We start from the raw sequence: 16,793 nt of genomic DNA on the forward strand, positions 1-16,793 counted from the left end.
GGCGCGCGCCGGGCCGGATCCGCTCAGCTCTCGACGACGTCGAGATAGTCTTCCGGACGCGTGCGGTCCTCGCCCTTCTGCATGCCGAACACGTGCACGAGCGCGGACACGGCGACCGAGACCACGAGATTCACGATCAGCGACCACACGGCGGCATAACCCGGAACGGCCATGCCGAACAGGTGGATCGTGAAGATCGAGCCCGCGAGCTTGAGCGAAATGGCCATCCACGTGCCGGTCGCGATGCCGGCCGCCCAGCCGACCAGCAGGCCGCGATAGTCGAGCACGCGCGTATAGAGGCCGAGCACGATGGCAGGCAGCGTCTGGATGATCCAGATGCCGCCGAGCAGTTGCAGCTGGATCGCGTACGTGAGCGGCAGCCCGAGGATGAACGCCACCGCTCCGACCTTCACGATCAGCGAGACCAGCTTGGCGATGTTGGTCTCCTGCTCGTGGTTCATGTTGCGGTTGATGAACTCCTTGTGGATGTTGCGCGTGTACAGGTTGGCCGCCGCGATCGACATGATGGCCGCGGGCACCAGCGCGCCGATGCCGATCGCCGCGAACGCCACGCCCACGAACCACGACGGGAAGAAGTGCAGGAACAGCGCCGGCACCGCGAAGTTCGGGCCGAAGGCCTTGAAGTACGGCGCGAATTCCGGCATGTCCTTCACGCCCGCGGCGAGCGCCATGTACCCGAGCAGCGCGAGCAGGCCGAGCACGAGCGAGTACGCGGGCAGCATCGCCATGTTGCGGCGGATGGTGTTGCCCGACGACGACGAGAGAATCGCCGTGACCGAGTGCGGGTACAGGAACAGCGCGAGCGCCGAGCCCACCGCGAGCGTCGCGTACGCGCTATAGCCGTTCAGGCTCGCGGCGTCGGGCGACTTCAGCAGCAGCTTGGCGGGCGGGACCGCACCGAAGATGTGGCCGAAACCGCCCATCTGCGCGGGAATCACGATGATCGCCACGATGATCGTGATGTAGATGAGGATGTCCTTCACCACCGCGATCATGGCCGGCGCGCGCAGGCCCGACGTGTACGTGTACGCGGCGAGAATCGCGAAGGCGATGATGAGCGGCAGGTCGCCGACGAAACCCGTGGTGTCGAAACCGAGCGCGCCGATCACCACTTCGATGCCCACGAGCTGCAGCGCGATGTACGGCATGGTCGCGACGATGCCCGTCACGGCGATGGCGAGCGCGAGCATGCGGCTGCCATAGCGCGCGCTCACGAAGTCGGCCGAGGTGACGTAGTGGTGGCGCTTCGCGATGGCCCAGAGCTTCGGGAACACGACGAACGCGAACGGATAGATGAGGATCGTGTACGGGAGCGCGAAGAAACCCGTTGCGCCCGCACCAAACACGAGCGCCGGCACGGCGACGAAGGTATAGGCGGTGTAGAGGTCGCCGCCGAGCAGGAACCAGGTGACGACCGTGCCGAAGCGGCGGCCGCCGAGGCCCCATTCGTCGAGGTGCGCGAGGTTGCCCTTGCGCCAGTGGGCGGCCACGAAGCCGAGAACCGTGACGCCGAGGAAGAACAGGACAAAAACGATCGTTGCGGTGACGTTCATTGTGCGCCCCCTGCGTCGCCCTTGCGGGTCTTCGTCTTGTGATAGACGAGCGCGGTAATGACGGCGCTGATCAACACCCAAAGAAGCTGATACCAGTAGAAGAACGGGAAGTCCCACAGTGTGGGCTCGACCCTGTTGTATGACGGCACCCAGATCATCGCGATCCAGGGCAGCAGCAAAAGCCATAGCCAATGCTTGCTTGATTTTCCGGCGTCGGCGTCGTGAGCCATGACGTCTCCTCGTGCTTATGTAGTTATGCGACCTTGCTTCGTTTGCGGTCCGGCGCCCGACGTGAGGCGGCGGATGGCCTCGCGAACGGATAGCCCGCAAGGTCCCCGAAAGCGCTGAAAAGAGTATAGAGGCCACGCCGCATGGTCAAGCAGGGCGGACCCCAATCAGAAGGCCGTTGTCAAGAGCCGACGCTTGCGCTACGTCCTAAAAACCGTCCGGAATCGCGGTGAGGAGCCCGCGCGGACGCAAAAAAGCCGGCCCGTGGTTGCCACGTGGCCGGCTTTCAGGGTGATGAAGCGGCGCCAGCGCCGCTCGCGCGGATCAGATCGAGAACGTCGCGCCGTTCTGGCCGCTCGATTCGCGCAGCGCCTTCACCCACTGGTGTGCGGGCAGACCGAGCTTGCTTTCGAGCAAACGCGCGCGCTTTTCGAGCGCCTCGTAGGTCACTTCGAGCGCCGGGCCCGAGAACGCCAGCACCACGCGATTGCCTTCGTGCACCTCGGGCAGCGCGATCACGCGGCCGTCGAAGGCTTCCTTCAGGCGCTTCATGTTGCGCACGAAGCTCGGATGATCGCCGAACAGGTTGATCGTCGCGACGCCCGCATCGGCGAGACACGCGCGCACGGCGCGGTAGAACGCCACGCTGTCGAGCACCGGGCCGCGCGCGGTCGCGTCATAGACGTCGATCTGCAACGCGCCGATCGTGCCGTGATTGGCGCGGTCCTGCACGAAGTCCCATGCGTCGAGTTCGCGCACGGTGAGGCGCGCGTCGTCGCTGGGCAGCTCGAACATCGTGCGCGCGGCCACCACGACCGCCGGATTCAGCTCGATCGCCTCGACCTTCGCGGGACGCAGGTAGCGGTGCGCGAACTTGGTGAGCGCCGCGGCGCCGAGACCCAGTTGCACGATGCGCGCGGGCGTGGCGAGAAAGAGCAGCCAGGCCATCATTTGCTGCGCGTATTCGAGCTCGATGTGCTGCGGCTTCGACAGGCGCATCGCACCCTGCACCCATTCGGTGCCGAAGTGCAGATAGCGCACGCCGCTCTCCTCCGAAAACGTGACGGGTGCGAAACGCGGCTTGCGCGGCGCTTCGATGACCGGAGCGTCGTCGAGGTCGTCGGCGGCAGCGGTGGCGCGGCGCGGGCTCTTCGTCACCCTTGCGGTCTGGCTCGTCTGCGTTGCGGCGCTGGCTTTCTTGAATGCGCGTGCCTCGGCGGAGGCGCGCTTGATGAGAGTCGTCATGTAAAAAATCGCTTGCTGTGGGGGCGCAGATGCAGGTGCATCTGCTCGGGCGACCGAGAGCATAGCATTCGCGGCGCATCGAGCCCGGTATCGCAGGCACGCCGAGACCCGGGCCGCGACGCGTGCGTCAATGGCTATCGTCCGCAAGTGCCCTGCCATTGTGCTCGCCGCCGATCCCCGGCTGCCCCGGCTGCAACGCAAGCGGATCGACCCGCACTCGATGGAAATGCATGTCGATGCGCGCGAGATGCAATGCGCGCGGCACGGCGGGCAACGGTCCGGCGGCATCGATCGCGCGTTCGACGGCTTCGTCGAGATCGTCGTTGCCGCTCGGGCGCAACAGCTTCACGGAGACGATGGAGCCGTCGGACGCGGCGCGGATCGACACGATGGCTTCACTCTCCATCGGCACTTTCTTCGGATTGACGAGCATGTTGCCGCCGAGCTTGCAGCTCACGTAGCGCTTCCATTGCCAGGCGCCCAAGGTCGCCTCCGTGGGCGGCGCGAAGCCTGGCGTCGCGACGGCCGCGAGGCACCGGTTCATGACCTCCTGCGGCGACGGGCGCACGTGCGGCCCCACCGACGAGACGTCGTCGGACGCGCAGGCACTCAGAAAAAGCGTAAGGGAAAAGACGATCGGGGGCAGGCGTTTCTTGTTCATTATGGTCTCGTGTCCCGTCGGTGGACGCGCACCGAGGCGTTCGCGAGACCATGCTAGCGCGGCCAGATTGCAGCGCGCTTACGCCTGTGTTCGCTAGCGCTCGCATGACCCGCATGCCCGTTATACGAACGCATCCCATGCGCGCCATTGCGCGCGCTTCGCGGCGAATGTCATCGGCGCGCAGGCCGCAGGGGCGGCAAGGAAGGCGATATCGTTCGGCGCGGGTTACCCCATCGACGCAAAGGGTTTGTGCATCGGAGCATCAGGCGGGCGTAGCATGTATCCATGCACTACTCATGCATGTTTGATGTTCCGCCCTGCGCCGGGACTGGAGGCATTTCCATGCCGGCGTGACGTTAGTCACACTCATCTGATTCCAAGAATCATGTCCATCGTTACCACGCTGAAGCACGAGCACCAGGAAATTTTCAAACTACTCGAGAAGGTTCAGACACTCGGCTTGTCGGATGAAGGGCGAAAGTACCTCAAGCAGGCGCGCAGCCTGGTCGTAGGTCACCTCGCCCGCGAGGACAGCAAGCTGTACCCTCAAATGCTGGCTCGCGACCAGACCAGGGAACTGGCGGCGTCTTTCGCATCGGAGATGAAGAACATTTCGAAAGAAACCTTGTCTTTCTTCGACGCGCTCGAAAGAGGGGAATCCGGTCTGGATTTTGCGCGCCAGATGGGCGGCGCGATTGCCCATTTGCGGCAGCGCATGACGCGCGAAGAGGTGCGCCTGTACCCCGCCTTCGACCGGCATTGCGCCTGAGCGCTGCAAAAGCGGCGACGATGCATTGGATGCGTGCCCGCACACATGCCGGCCGCCAATGTCATCCTTCCCGCCAGTCTCGCAGCTTGCACCAGATCGCCAGTTTTTCCTTATATGGCATTGCCGCGTACGCGGGGCTGCTCGACGGCAAATGCACGAGGTGGTAGGCGGCGGCCTTTTCTCCGAGCGCCCGCGTGCCGATTCTGGCCGCCGTTCCCCCGTTGAAGGCGATGACGGCCAGATTCGGCAACGTCTCCACCAGCGCGACGAGATCGTTGCTCGCATGATTGCGGATACGGCTGTCGAGACTGCCGATGCGCTGCGCTTCGGCCACGACGTCCCACAACCCGATGCGATGTTCGAGTAGCGCATCGAGCCGGGCGGGATATGCCATGCCTGCCAGATCCCGTTTGATAACGTCGCCGATCAGATGCCAGAACCTGTTCTGCTTGTGCGCGTAGTACTGCTGATGCGCGAGCGACACCTCGCCCGGCAGGCTGCCAAGGATGAGCACGCGCGTATGCGCGTCGACGACGGGATCGAAGCAGCGCTTGAAGGTCATGGCGAGGCGCGAAACGTTCAACGCGGCGCGTGATGCGCGCGCGACGCGGTGTGATCGAGCGGCCCGCGCTCGCGTCCGAGGTGCACGGCCGTTTCGGGCATGAGCGGGTCGCGCGAGAGGCGCGACCATAGCGCGGGAAGCATGCATTCGGTCACGAGCAGCGGCGCGCCTGCCCGCTCGAACACCGAGCGGCGCGCGACGAACACATGATGTGCCTGCGCGGCCGGGGTCTCGCGCGCCGCGAGCGCGTGGAGCGGGTGCCGCGCGCTCACACGCCGGCTCACGAGCGCCGACCGCGCCACGCCGCTATCGCTATAGAGCAGTTCCGCGAGCGGCCGCGTGCGCAGGCGGCGCATGGCCTGCCACACACCGTGACTCGCGGCGAGCGGCGTCGCGCTGTGCGCCGCGACGAACGGCACGCCATCGACCGCGAGCACGATCTCGCGCACCCACGCGCGCGCGCGCGGCGCAAGGCCGAGCGCCGCGTATTCGTCGGGCCAGGGCATATCGACGGCTTCGCGCGTCACGCGAACTTCGACGCGTCCGAGCGTGCGCAAATGCGCCGTGAGCGAACCGCCGCGCGTGAGCCAGTCTTTCTGGCCGGCGCTCAAGGCGGGCAAGGGCTTGACGCACCAGCGCGCGTCAGCGGCATCGAATCGGAGAGGCATGGCGCGCATTATAGGCCGCGGGGGTTTCGGTCCGCCGCGAGCTTGCCGGTCAAACGAAAAACCCCTTGCGGCAAATAACCGCAAGGGGTTCGCGACTGCGGGAAACCGCGCCTCAAGCCCGCGCGATCAACAGTGCGTTCGTGCGCTTCACGAAGCTCGCGGGATCTTCCAGCACGCCGCCTTCGGCAAGCAGCGCCTGATCGAACAGCAGATGGCACCAGTCGCCGAAGTCGGCGCTATCGGCGCGCAGCGCCTTCACGAGCGGATGCTCGGGGTTCACTTCGAGAATGGGCTGCATCTGCGGCGCCTGCTGACCCGCTGCCTTGAGCATGCGCTGCAGATAACCGCTCATGTCGCCTTCGTCGGCCACGAGGCACGACGGCGAATCGGTCAGGCGGAACGTGAGGCGCACGTCCTTGGCCTTGTCCTTGAGCGCTTCCTTCATGTGCTCGACGAGCGGCTTGAACGCCTCGTTCACCTTCTCCTGCTGCTGCTTTTCCTCGTCGTTGAGCGCGCCGAGGTCGAGGTCGCCGCGCGCCACGCTCGCGAGCGGCTTGCCGTCGAACTCGTTGAGGAACGACAGCATCCACTCGTCCACGCGGTCGGTGAGGAGCAGCACCTCCACGCCTTTCTTGCGGAACACTTCGAGGTGCGGACTATTCTTCGCCGCCTGCCACGTGTCGGCGGTGACGTAGTAGATCTTCGTCTGCTCGGGCTTCATGCGCGCAACGTAGTCGGCGAGCGAAACAGTCTGCTCGCTCGTGTCGTTGTGCGTCGACGCAAAGCGCGCGAGCTTCGCCACGCGCTCGCGGTTGGCGTGATCCTCGCCGATGCCTTCCTTGAGAACCTGACCGAACTCGGTCCAGAACGTGGCGTACTTCGCCTTGTCCTCTTCCTTTGCTTCGGTGTCCGTAGCGACGTTCGCCATCTCTTCGAGCATCGAGAGCACGCGCTTGGTCACGCCGTCGCGAATCGCCTTGACGTCGCGGCTTTCCTGCAGGATTTCGCGCGAGACGTTGAGCGGCAGGTCGCTCGAATCGACCACGCCCTTCACGAAGCGCAGATAGTTCGGCAGCAGCTGTTCGGCGTCGTCCATGATGAACACGCGCTTCACGTAGAGCTTCAGGCCGCTCTTGTGATCGCGGTTCCACAGGTCGAACGGCGCATGCGACGGCACGTACAGCAGCTGCGTATATTCGCTGCGGCCTTCCACGCGGTTATGCGTCCACGCGAGCGGATTCTGGTGATCGTGCGCGAGGTGCTGATAGAACTGCTGGTACTGCTCGTCGCTGATGTCGCTCTTCGCGCGCGTCCAGAGCGCGCTCGCCTGGTTGATGGTCTCGTATTCGTCCTTCGTGACCATCTCGCTCTTTTCGGCGTCCCATTCTTCCTTCTTCATCTCGATGGGCAGGCCGACGTGATCCGAATACTTCTGGATGATCGACTTGAGCTTCCACGCGGAAAGCAGCTCGTCCTCGTCTTCGCGCAGATGCAGCGTGATGCTCGTGCCGCGTTGCGCGCGCTCGATCGCCTCGACCGAGAACTCGCCCTCGCCCGCGCTCGTCCAGCGCACGCCTTCGGCCGCCGGCAAGCCCGCGCGGCGGCTTTCCACCGTGATCTTGTCCGCGACGATGAAGCCCGAGTAGAAGCCCACGCCGAACTGGCCGATGAGCGCCGCGTCCTTCTGCTGGTCGCCCGAGAGCTTGCCGAAGAACTCCTTCGTGCCCGAGCGCGCGATCGTGCCGAGGTTCGACACGGCTTCGTCGTGGCTCATGCCGATGCCGTTGTCGTCGATCGTGATCGTGCGCGCGGCCTTGTCGAAGCCCACGCGGATGCGCAGGTTCGGATCGTTTTCGTAAAGCGCGCTGTTCCCGATCGCCTCGAAGCGCAGCTTGTCCGCCGCGTCCGACGCGTTCGAAATCAGCTCGCGCAGGAAAATCTCCTTGTTGCTGTACAGCGAATGGATCATCAGGTGCAGAAGCTGTTTCACTTCTGCCTGGAAGCTCATGGTTTCTTGTGCCATGGTCGGGGTCCTCTTTCGTTGCAGTTCTGGTCTGACAGATCGTGAGCCGCGAGTTCGATGGAAATCGCTTCGCGGCGCGCCGCCCGCCCACTTGGGGACAGGCGGCGACGTTTTCAAGAGCCGCCCTCCGGATTCACATTTGCGCGCCGCCGCGCCGCTCGACGCCGCCCAGATAGTCGCCGAGAAACGCCGGCAGCGCCGGGTCGCCGCAATTGGCGATGTTGAAGCGCATCCACGTGGTAGGCGACTGGTGCGGCGAGAAAAGACTCCCCGGCGTGAGCAGGAAGCCCGCTTCGTGGCCCGCCGCGGTCAACGCGTCCGCGTCGACGCCCGTGTCCGCCCACAGGAACATGCCCGCGCCGGGCGCCGAGAAGAGCCGGCAACCGGCGCGCTCCAGCATCCGCGCGGCCTTGTCGCGCACGCCGTCGAGGCGCGCGCGCAGGCGCTCCACGTGGCGCCGGTAGTGGCCTTCGGTGAGCACGCGGTAAAGCACGCGCTCGTTGAGCTCGGGGCTCGTCATGCCGACGAGCATTTTCTGGTCCGCCACGGCCTGGGCCACGTCGGGCGCACTGGCGATGTAGCCCACGCGCAGATTCGGCGCGAGCGTCTTGGAAAAGCTGCCGAGGTAGATCACGCGACGCAGCTGGTCGAGGCTCGCGAGCCGGGTGGCCGGATAGCCCGCCGGGCACAGGTCCCCGTAGATATCGTCCTCGACGACGATGAAGTCGTGCTGCTCGGCGAGCCGCAGGATGCGAAACGCCTGCGCGGCCGTGAGCGAGGTGCCCGTGGGGTTTTGCAGCACCGAGTTGATGACAAGCATCTTCGGCTGCCAGGTTTCGACCAGCGCTTCGAGTGCGTCGAGGTCCGGGCCTTCGGGCGTGTACGGCATGCCCACGAGCCGCGCGCCCTGCGAGGCAAAGCGGCCGAACATCTGGAACCACGCGGGATCGCCGACGACGACCGTGTCGCCGGGTTGCACGTAGATGCGCGCGAGCAGGTCGATGGCCTGGGTGATGCCCGAGACGAGCACGATCTGCTCGGGCGTCGCGCCGATCTCCAGCTCCGCCATGCGCGTCTGGAGCTGCTGCCGCAGCGGCAGGAAGCCTTGCGGCGAACCGAAGCCGAGCAGTTGCGTGCCGCTCTGGCGGCCGAGCGAGCGCATCGCGCCCGTCAGCAGCTCGCCGTCCAGCCAGCGCGCGGGCAGATAGCCGAGACCCGGCCCTTTTTCGGGGCGCGTCGACGTATGGAGCATGTTGCGCAGCAGCCAGACCACGTCGATGGTGGGAGGCGCGGCACCGGCAGCGTTGCCGTCGGCGCGCGCGGAAGCCCCTGCCGCCGCCGGCGCGCGTTCGCCCGCGACAAGCGCGAGCCGCTCGCGCACGTAGAACCCCGAGCCGCGCCGCGAGTCGAGATAGCCCTGGGCGACCAGCCGTTCGTACGCCTCGACCACGGTGAAGCGCGACACGCCCTTGTCGAGCGCGAGCTTGCGGATGGACGGCATCCGCATGCCGGGGCGGAACACGCGCTCCTCGATGCGGCGGCGACCCCACTGCACGAGCTGGTCGACGAGCGTGAGCGTCGCCGCGTCATGCGGCGCGGGAATCTGGTCTAGCGGGACGGCGGACATGACTTCTCCCGGAACTTGAACTGTACAGTGCACTATCGGGCCGATTGTACCGTTACTGTCCGCAGCCATACCGGTACATTTGATCGCACGCGTACCGGTAAGGATCCGGCTGCGGCCCTTTGCGCACCGTTCGGGCGCAGGGGTCCGCCTTCTTCCTTCCGGCTCCGGCCCGCTCCCTGCTCCGCTTCCCCATGAACGTGAATGCCTCGCCGCTTCGCCTCGATCATCTCGTCGTCACCGCGCGCACGCTGGAACAAGGCGTGCAATACGTGAGCGACGCGCTCGGCGTCGCGCCCGCAGGCGGCGGCGCACACCCGCTCATGCGCACGCACAACCGGCTGCTCGGGCTGTGGGGCGACGCATATCTGGAAGTCATCGCCGCCGATCCCGGCGCAAAAAGCGGTGCGAATGCCCGCGCGCGGCTCTTCGCGCTCGACGACCCCGCCGTACAGGCGCGGCTCGAACGCGGCCCGTACCTCGCGCATTGGGTCGCGCGCGTCGAGCCGCCGAAGAACCTCGCGCGCTGGCGGGACCAATACCCGCAGCGCATTCCCGAACTCGTGCCGATGACGCGCGGCGACTTCTCCTGGCAGCTCACGGTGGCGGACGACGGCGCCTTCCCCGCGTGGCAAGGCGCGGGCGACGGCGTCCTCCCCTCGCTGATCCAGTGGGACACCGCCCGCCACCCGGCGCAGTTGCTCGCCGATAGCGGCATCGCGCTCACGTCGCTCACCGGCTTCCATCCGCAGGCGCAGCGCGTGCGCGAACAGCTCCAGTGGCTCGGCGCCACGCACCTGATCGCCGTGGAGGCAGCCCTTTCCCCCGCGCTCGTCGCGCAGTTCGAAACCCCGTCCGGACCGCGCACGCTCGGCGCGCCGGCATGCTGATCCGTCGAGCGCAAGCCACGCAAGGCATCGCATGAAAGCACGCGAAACCCAAGGCATGCTGCTCGGCCTCGTCGGCGTCATGATCTTCAGCCTGACGCTGCCGATGACGCGCATCGTCGTCGCCGAATTCCACCCGCTCCTCAACGGGCTCGGCCGCGCGCTCGCCGCCGCCGTGCCGGCCGCGTTGCTGCTCGCCATCCGGCGCGAGAAGCGGCCCACCTGGCCGCAGGTCAAGAGCCTCGCGGTGGTGTCGCTGGGCGTGATCGTCGCGTTCCCGGTGTTTTCGGCCTTGGCGATGAAGACCGTGCCGGCCTCGCATGGCGCCATCGTCAACGGGCTGCAGCCGCTCGCCGTGGCCATTTACGCGGCGTGGCTCTCGCACGAGCGGCCCTCGAAGGCGTTCTGGGCCAGCGCGCTCATCGGCAGCGCGCTCGTGATCGCGTTCGCGCTCCAGGCGGGCGGCGGCGCACTGCACGCGGGCGACGCGTGGATGCTCATCGCCGTCGGCATCGGCGCGCTCGGCTATGCAGAAGGCGCGCGCCTCGCCCGCCAGCTCGGCGGCTGGCAGGTGATCTGCTGGGCGCTCGTGGTTTCCGCGCCGTTCCTCGCGCTGCCCGTGGGCTGGCTCGCATGGGCGCACCACGTCGCGCACCCCGGGCCCGTCGCGCTCAAGACCTGGCTCGCCTTCGGCTACGTCACGCTGTTCTCGCAGTTCATCGGCTTTTTCGCCTGGTACGCGGGGCTCGCCATGGGCGGCACGGCGCGCGTGGGCCAGGTGCAGCTGTTGCAGATTTTCTTCACGATGGCCTTCTCGGCGCTGCTGTTCGGCGAGCAGGTCGCACCCTCGGCATGGCTCTATGCGGCCGCCGTGATCGCCACGGTCATGCTGGGCCGGCGCGCCGCGATCGGCGCCGTCCCCGCTCCGGCGCGCGCGTGAACAGGTTTCGCGTCATAATCGACGGTTTTCGGCGGCAGCCGGCCGCACGCGATCGCGCCCGGTACCGCCGCCTCGATTCGCATCCGGATATATGTATTCGTATCTTCTCGCCCGACCCCAATAAAGGAGACCCCATGGACCAAAGCGATCTCAAGGCCGCCCCCGCGTGGCAACTGTCCGAGCGCGCGATCAAGCTGACCAGCTCGGCAATTCGCGAAATCCTGAAGGTCACCGAACGCCCCGAAGTCATTTCGTTCGCGGGCGGCCTGCCCGCGCCGGCCAGCTTTCCGGCCGAGGAAATGCGCGCCGCCGCCGACCGCATCCTGCGCGAGGACCCCGCCGGCGCGCTCCAGTACAGCGCGACCGAAGGCTACATGCCGCTGCGCGAGTGGGTGGCCGCGCGCCACTCGGTGGGCGGCGCGAAGGTTCGCCCGTCGCAGGTGCTCATCACGACGGGTTCGCAGCAGGCGCTCGACCTGATCGGCAAGGTGCTCGTCTCGCCCGATAGCCCCGTGCTCGTGGAAACGCCCACCTACCTCGGCGCGCTGCAGTCGTTCTCGCTCTACGAGCCGAAATACGTGCAGGTCCCGACCGACGAAAAGGGCCTCGTGCCCGAAGGCCTCACGCCCGAACTCACGGCCGGCGCGCGCCTGCTCTACGCGATCCCGAACTTCCAGAACCCCACGGGCCGCCGCCTGCCGCTCGAACGCCGCCAGGCGCTCGCGGAGTTCGCCAGGCGCTCGCCCTTCCCCGTCATCGAAGACGATCCCTACGGCGCGCTCGACTACGCGGGCAACCCGCTGCCCACGGTCCACTCGCTCGCGCCCGAGCACGTCGTGCATCTGGGCTCGTTCTCGAAGGTGCTGGCGCCGGGCCTGCGCGTGGGCTACATCATTGCGCCCGAAGACCTGCACTTCAAGCTCGTGCAGGCCAAGCAGGCCACCGACCTGCACACGCCGAGCTTCACGCAGCGCATCGTCTACGAGGTGGTGAAGGACGGCTTCCTCGACACGCACATCCCGAAGGTGCGCGCACTCTATCGCGACCAGTGCGAGGCAATGCTCGACTCGCTCAAGCGCAACATGCCCGAAGGCGTGAGCTGGAACCGCCCCGAAGGCGGCATGTTCGTGTGGGTGACGCTGCCCGCCCACGTCGACAGCATGAAGCTCCTCGCCGAAGCCGTCGCGCAGAACGTGGCCTTCGTGCCCGGCGCGCCGTTCTTCGCAAACGATCCGCAACACAACAAGCTGCGCCTGTCGTTCGTCACGGTGCCGCCCGCGAAGATCGAAGAAGGCGTCGCGAAGCTCGCGGCCCTGATCCGCGCGCACGCCTGATACGACGCCGGGCCTTTATCGATTCACCACCCGAACGAGGAATCCTGATCATGGCTGACATCAACATCTACGACCGTCTCGAACAGCTCGGCATCGAACTGCCGCAGGCCGGCGCCCCCGCGGCGGCCTATGTGATGAGCGCGCAGAGCGGCAACACGGTGTACCTGTCCGGTCACATCGCCAAGAAGGACGGCAAGGTATGGGCCGGCAAGCTCGGCGACTCGCTCACGACCGAGGAAGGCAAGGCCGCCGCGCGCTCGATCGCCGTCGACCTGCTCGCCACGCTGCACGCCCACACGGGCGACCTCAACAAGGTCAAGCGCGTGGTCAAGCTCATGAGCCTCGTGAACTCGACGCTCACCTTCACCGAGCAGCACATCGTCACGAACGGCGCTTCGGAGCTGATCGCGGACGTGTTCGGCGAGAAGGGCAAGCACGCGCGCTCGGCCTTCGGCGTCGCGCAGATTCCGCTCGGCGCGTGCGTCGAGATCGAGCTGATCGCCGAAGTCGAATAAGCGGCCAGCGGTAACTCGCGCGGGCCGTCTCGTCGCCCGCGCGTTCCCTGCGCTCCGTGGTTGAGCACTCGCGCAATCGCTCCTCCGTCACTCCTCGCCCCGCCATGACCCAGCACAGCGTGCGCTTCAAACAGGTCGACGTCTTCACGTCGCGTCCATTCAAGGGCAACCCGCTCGCCGTGGTGTTCGACGCCGACAAGCTGAGCGGCGACGAGATGCAGGCCATCGCGCGCTGGACGAATCTTTCGGAAACGAGCTTCCTGCTCGAGCCGACCGACGCGCGCGCCGACTATCGCGTGCGCATCTTCACGACCAAAGGCGAGCTGCCCTTCGCGGGCCACCCCACGCTCGGCACGGCGCACGCGTTCCTCGAAAGCGGCCGCACGCCGAAAAGGGCCGGCCGCCTCGTGCAGGAATGCGGCGCGGGCCTTGTCGAGCTCGCCGCCGGCGAGCACGGCGCGTGGGCCTTCGCCGCGCCGCCCGCGCGCACGACGGCGCTCGCAGCCGCGCAGCACGACGCGTTGCGCGCGGCGCTGCGCTCGGACGCCATCGACTTCACGGCGACGCCCTGCGGCGTCGACAACGGCGCGCCGTGGCTCGTCGTGCGGCTCGCATCGGCGCAAGCGGTGCTTGCGCTCGACATCGACTACGACGCGCTCGAATCGGTTGCCGCGAGCGTCGGCGCGCACGGCCTCGCCGCCTACGGCCCGCATGAAGCCGACGGTCCCGCCACCTTCGAAGTGCGCTGCCTGATGACGGGCCTCGGCAAAGGCGAAGACCCCGTGACCGGCAGCGCGAACGCCGCCATCGCCATGCTGCTCGAACGGCAGAACCGGCGTCCGGGCGCGCGCTACACGGTGCGCCAGGGCACGGTACTGGGCCGCGATGGCCGCGTGCAAATCGATTACGGCAACGCCGCAGGCGTCGATGATGCAGCCGGCAAGATCTGGATTGGCGGGCATTCGGTGACGGTCGTCGACGGGACCTGCCGGCTCGACTGAACAACGGCGAGCGCGAGGTGCCCCCCGCGGCCTTCGCCTCCGTCCTCATGCGCGCGGCATGGTCCGCCGCCATGCGCCGCGTCGCGTTTATGCACCGCACATGGGCATCGCCGGGCCGTCGAGACGACCCTCGTGTATACCCGGGGGACCATAGCTTCCTTAATCCATCCCCAACCAGTAATATCGAAACATCGGACGCGTGACGCGTCCGGCGTTCATTGTCCGCGCGCAATGCGCGTCTTCCCCAGCCGTCCGTCACTCATGCCGCCGATCCATCCGAGCGCTCCGTTGCCATTCCGGCCGCCGCATCCGCGGTGTGGCGCTACGCGCGTGCGGCGGCCGCGATGAGCGCGATCCGGAGTCCGTTCTCCCGCGATTCGAGCCTGCGCGGCGCGCCGGGTCCAGCCTGGACGCGGCCGCGCGCGCTGCTCGCCATTCCGCTGCTCGGCGTGCTGGTGCTGGTGCTGTTGTGGGCGGTCATCTTCGCGCGCCTCTCGGTCGAAAAGGATGCGACGATGCGCGAGGCCGCGGCCTCGGCGGCCATCCTCTCGGCGGCGCTCGAACAGCACACCGTCAAGGCGATCCACCAGGTCGACCAGATCACGCGTTTCGTGAAGTACGAGTTCGAGAAGTCGCCGGGGCGCTTCAATCTCGCGAGCACCGTCGAGAAGGGCGTGGTGCAGAGCGACTCGCTCGTGCAGGTGTCGATCATCGACGAGCACGGCAAGCTCGTCGCCAATACGGCCGATCCGAACCCCAAGCCCATCGATCTCTCGGACCGCGAGCACTTCAAGGTGCACGAGCACGAGAACGACGACCAGCTCTATATCAGCAAGCCGGTGCTCGGCCGCGTGTCCGGCCACTGGACCTTGCAGATGACGCGCCGCCTCAATCATCCGGACGGCTCGTTCGCCGGCGTGGTGGTGGTGTCGGAGGACCCGGGCTACTTCACGAGCGACTTCTACAACAACGCGGCGATCGGCCGTGACGGCGTGATCGCCGTGATCTCGGACAGCGGCGCCGTGCTCGCGCGCCGCACGGGCAACGCCGAACGCGCGGACGGCACGTTCTCGGCGAGCGGCGTGTACCCGATCTCGGAGCATGTTTCGGGTACCTACGTCGACCCGATCGACCACGTCACGCGCATCGTCTCGTACCGCCATATCGACGGCTATCCGCTCGCCGTGCTGGTCGGTCTTTCGCAGGCCGAAGAATTCGCCGACTACAACCACACGCGCGACGTCTACCTGATGATGGCGACGTTCATCTCGCTCGCCATGCTCTCGTTCTTCGCCGTCGCCACGGGCCTGATCGGCAAGCTGCTCGGGCGCGAGCGCGAGATGTCGCAGCTCGTGCAGTACGACCTGCTCACGGGCCTGCCCAACCGCTACGCCACGCTGCAGCGCCTGCGCCACGAAGTCTCGCAGCCCGGCAACCTCGGGCGCCTCGCCATCCTCTTCATCGATCTCGACAACTTCAAGACGGTCAACGACACGCTCGGCCACAACGCCGGCGACATCGTCCTGCAGATGAGCGCCGCGCGCCTTGCCGACGCCGTGAGCGGCGCAGGCACGCTCGCACGCATCGGCGGCGACGAGTTCGTGGTGATCGTGAAGGGCGACGACATCGAAAAGCGCGCCATCGCGCTCGCCGAGGCCACCAGCGCCGCGTTCACGCATCCGTTCGACGTGCGCGGCAGCGCTTTCGTGCTGCACGCGAGCACGGGCATCGCACTCTTCGCGGTCGCGCACGAAAGCGAAATCGATCTGCTGAAAAAAGCCGATCTCGCCATGTACGCCGCGAAGGAGGCCGGGCGCAACTGCTTTCGCTTCTACTCGCCGCAACTCGCCCACCGCGCCGACCACTTGATGAAGTGGGAGCAGCAGCTACGCGTCGCGCTCGCCGAGGACCAGCTCTTTCTCGCCTACCAGCCGAAGATCGATCTGCGTCGGCGCTGCATCACGGGCTTCGAGGCGCTCGTGCGCTGGAACCACCCGCAGTACGGGCTCATTCCCGCAGGCGAATTCATTCCGGTGGCCGAATCGACGGGCCTCATCGTGCCGGTGGGCGACTTCGTGATCCGCACCGCGTGCGCGCAGCTCGCGCGGTGGCAGCAGCAGGGCTACGAATCGCTCACGCTCGCCATCAACATTTCGGCGGTGCAGTTCTGGCGCGGCGACCTCTACGAGACCGTTGCGCGCGCAATCGAAGAGACCGGCATCGCCGCGCACCGGCTCGAACTCGAAATCACCGAAACCGCGATGATGGAGTACCCGGAGCTCGTCTCCGAAAAGATCTTCGCGCTGAAGCGTCTCGGCGTGCGCGTCGCGCTCGACGACTTCGGCACCGGCTATTCTTCGCTGTCCTACCTGAACCGCTTCGCCGTCGATACGCTCAAGGTCGACCGCTCGTTCGTGCAGGCCATTCCCGCCGACCGCAGCGTGTGCGTGATGGTGTCGGCGATCGTCAATCTCGCGCGTTCGCTCGGGCTCACCGTGGTCGTGGAAGGCACCGAGACCGAGGAGCAGATCGCCTGGCTCTCCGCGCTCGGGCCGATCGAGGCACAGGGCTTCCTGTTCTCGCGCCCGGTGCCCGTGGAAGGCGTGGCCGCGCTGATCGAGCGCTTCGGCGTGTGCAGCGCCGCGCAGCCGCCGGGCGCGAATGCCGCGCGCGAAGCACGCAACAACGAGCGCCTGAGCGACGCGCCGCAGTCGCACTGACGCCCCCGCAGGCGAGCCGCTTGCGCGCGACGCGCACGCGCA

15 protein-coding genes are annotated in these 16,793 nt (G+C 66.9%); 7 read left to right on the forward strand and 8 right to left on the reverse strand.

Annotation, left to right across the window (positions count from 1 at the left end; all coding sequences use genetic code 11):
* Positions 1 to 23: 23 nt before the first annotated feature.
* The 4 genes from mctP to BLU17_RS16850 all read right to left on the reverse strand — a co-directional run bounded on the left by mctP (position 24) and on the right by BLU17_RS16850 (position 3,708).
* A complete protein-coding gene (gene mctP / locus BLU17_RS16835; RefSeq protein ID WP_091998419.1) occupies positions 24 to 1,574 on the reverse strand; it encodes a monocarboxylate uptake permease MctP in 1,551 nt (516 codons plus the stop codon).
* Positions 1,571 to 1,804: a DUF3311 domain-containing protein gene (locus tag BLU17_RS16840; protein WP_091998421.1), complete on the reverse strand. Its 234-nt coding sequence runs from the start codon at positions 1,802 to 1,804 to the stop codon at positions 1,571 to 1,573. Before BLU17_RS16840 ends, mctP begins: the two co-directional genes overlap by 4 nt.
* A gap of 322 nt (positions 1,805 to 2,126) precedes the next feature.
* Complete coding sequence (locus BLU17_RS16845) at positions 2,127 to 3,047, reverse strand: class I SAM-dependent methyltransferase (protein WP_091998423.1); 921 nt, start codon at positions 3,045 to 3,047, stop codon at positions 2,127 to 2,129.
* A gap of 127 nt (positions 3,048 to 3,174) precedes the next feature.
* A complete protein-coding gene (locus tag BLU17_RS16850; RefSeq protein ID WP_091998425.1) occupies positions 3,175 to 3,708 on the reverse strand; it encodes an energy transducer TonB in 534 nt (177 codons plus the stop codon).
* Between the two features lie 385 nt (positions 3,709 to 4,093).
* Here BLU17_RS16850 and BLU17_RS16855 point away from each other — a divergent pair, with 385 nt between their 5' ends.
* On the forward strand, positions 4,094 to 4,477 hold the full coding sequence (locus BLU17_RS16855; RefSeq protein ID WP_091998428.1) for a hemerythrin domain-containing protein: 384 nt from the start codon (positions 4,094 to 4,096) through the stop codon (positions 4,475 to 4,477).
* Positions 4,478 to 4,538: 61 nt separating this feature from the next.
* On the opposite strand, the gene BLU17_RS16860 is transcribed toward BLU17_RS16855, so the two are convergent.
* From BLU17_RS16860 to BLU17_RS16875, 4 genes are all read right to left on the reverse strand, one after another.
* A complete protein-coding gene (locus BLU17_RS16860) occupies positions 4,539 to 5,039 on the reverse strand; it encodes a DNA-deoxyinosine glycosylase (protein ID WP_091998551.1) in 501 nt (166 codons plus the stop codon).
* A 17-nt stretch (positions 5,040 to 5,056) separates the two neighbouring features.
* Positions 5,057 to 5,707 (reverse strand): chorismate--pyruvate lyase family protein, encoded by a 651-nt coding sequence (locus BLU17_RS16865; RefSeq protein WP_091998554.1) that lies wholly within the window; start codon positions 5,705 to 5,707, stop codon positions 5,057 to 5,059.
* Between the two features lie 112 nt (positions 5,708 to 5,819).
* The gene (htpG, locus tag BLU17_RS16870; RefSeq protein WP_091998430.1) at positions 5,820 to 7,730 is read right to left on the reverse strand and encodes a molecular chaperone HtpG; all 1,911 of its coding nucleotides are present in this window, start codon (positions 7,728 to 7,730) and stop codon (positions 5,820 to 5,822) included.
* A 133-nt stretch (positions 7,731 to 7,863) separates the two neighbouring features.
* Positions 7,864 to 9,357, reverse strand: a complete 1,494-nt coding sequence (locus BLU17_RS16875) for an aminotransferase-like domain-containing protein (RefSeq protein WP_091998433.1) — start codon at positions 9,355 to 9,357, stop codon at positions 7,864 to 7,866.
* Positions 9,358 to 9,554: 197 nt separating this feature from the next.
* On the opposite strand from BLU17_RS16875, the gene BLU17_RS16880 reads away from it, so the two are divergent.
* The 6 genes from BLU17_RS16880 to BLU17_RS16905 all read left to right on the forward strand — a co-directional run bounded on the left by BLU17_RS16880 (position 9,555) and on the right by BLU17_RS16905 (position 16,751).
* On the forward strand, positions 9,555 to 10,244 hold the full coding sequence (locus BLU17_RS16880; protein ID WP_091998556.1) for a VOC family protein: 690 nt from the start codon (positions 9,555 to 9,557) through the stop codon (positions 10,242 to 10,244).
* A gap of 31 nt (positions 10,245 to 10,275) precedes the next feature.
* Positions 10,276 to 11,181, forward strand: coding sequence for a DMT family transporter (locus BLU17_RS16885; RefSeq protein ID WP_091998436.1), 906 nt, complete (start codon positions 10,276 to 10,278; stop codon positions 11,179 to 11,181).
* 134 nt (positions 11,182 to 11,315) lie between these two features.
* Positions 11,316 to 12,515 (forward strand): aminotransferase-like domain-containing protein, encoded by a 1,200-nt coding sequence (locus BLU17_RS16890; RefSeq protein WP_091998439.1) that lies wholly within the window; start codon positions 11,316 to 11,318, stop codon positions 12,513 to 12,515.
* 50 nt (positions 12,516 to 12,565) lie between these two features.
* On the forward strand, positions 12,566 to 13,030 hold the full coding sequence (locus BLU17_RS16895; RefSeq protein ID WP_091998442.1) for a RidA family protein: 465 nt from the start codon (positions 12,566 to 12,568) through the stop codon (positions 13,028 to 13,030).
* Between the two features lie 104 nt (positions 13,031 to 13,134).
* Complete coding sequence (locus tag BLU17_RS16900; RefSeq protein ID WP_091998445.1) at positions 13,135 to 14,031, forward strand: PhzF family phenazine biosynthesis protein; 897 nt, start codon at positions 13,135 to 13,137, stop codon at positions 14,029 to 14,031.
* A gap of 344 nt (positions 14,032 to 14,375) precedes the next feature.
* A complete protein-coding gene (locus BLU17_RS16905) occupies positions 14,376 to 16,751 on the forward strand; it encodes a bifunctional diguanylate cyclase/phosphodiesterase (RefSeq protein ID WP_091998559.1) in 2,376 nt (791 codons plus the stop codon).
* The last annotated feature ends 42 nt before the right edge of the window (positions 16,752 to 16,793 follow it).

It is taken from the genome of Paraburkholderia lycopersici, from assembly GCF_900096975.1.
GTDB classification, from domain to species: Bacteria; Pseudomonadota; Gammaproteobacteria; order Burkholderiales; family Burkholderiaceae; genus Paraburkholderia; species Paraburkholderia lycopersici.

Coding starts and splice junctions, on each gene's coding strand:
- mctP (WP_091998419.1), bottom strand. CDS start 1,574: ATGAACGTCACCGCAACGATCGTTTTTGTCCTGTTCTTCCTCGGCGTC.
- BLU17_RS16900 (WP_091998445.1), top strand. CDS start 13,135: ATGACCCAGCACAGCGTGCGCTTCAAACAGGTCGACGTCTTCACGTCG.
- BLU17_RS16895 (WP_091998442.1), top strand. CDS start 12,566: ATGGCTGACATCAACATCTACGACCGTCTCGAACAGCTCGGCATCGAA.
- BLU17_RS16840 (WP_091998421.1), bottom strand. CDS start 1,804: ATGGCTCACGACGCCGACGCCGGAAAATCAAGCAAGCATTGGCTATGG.
- BLU17_RS16875 (WP_091998433.1), bottom strand. CDS start 9,357: ATGTCCGCCGTCCCGCTAGACCAGATTCCCGCGCCGCATGACGCGGCG.
- BLU17_RS16905 (WP_091998559.1), top strand. CDS start 14,376: ATGAGCGCGATCCGGAGTCCGTTCTCCCGCGATTCGAGCCTGCGCGGC.
- BLU17_RS16860 (WP_091998551.1), bottom strand. CDS start 5,039: ATGACCTTCAAGCGCTGCTTCGATCCCGTCGTCGACGCGCATACGCGC.
- BLU17_RS16855 (WP_091998428.1), top strand. CDS start 4,094: ATGTCCATCGTTACCACGCTGAAGCACGAGCACCAGGAAATTTTCAAA.
- BLU17_RS16845 (WP_091998423.1), bottom strand. CDS start 3,047: ATGACGACTCTCATCAAGCGCGCCTCCGCCGAGGCACGCGCATTCAAG.
- htpG (WP_091998430.1), bottom strand. CDS start 7,730: ATGGCACAAGAAACCATGAGCTTCCAGGCAGAAGTGAAACAGCTTCTG.
- BLU17_RS16865 (WP_091998554.1), bottom strand. CDS start 5,707: ATGCCTCTCCGATTCGATGCCGCTGACGCGCGCTGGTGCGTCAAGCCC.
- BLU17_RS16885 (WP_091998436.1), top strand. CDS start 10,276: ATGAAAGCACGCGAAACCCAAGGCATGCTGCTCGGCCTCGTCGGCGTC.
- BLU17_RS16890 (WP_091998439.1), top strand. CDS start 11,316: ATGGACCAAAGCGATCTCAAGGCCGCCCCCGCGTGGCAACTGTCCGAG.
- BLU17_RS16850 (WP_091998425.1), bottom strand. CDS start 3,708: ATGAACAAGAAACGCCTGCCCCCGATCGTCTTTTCCCTTACGCTTTTT.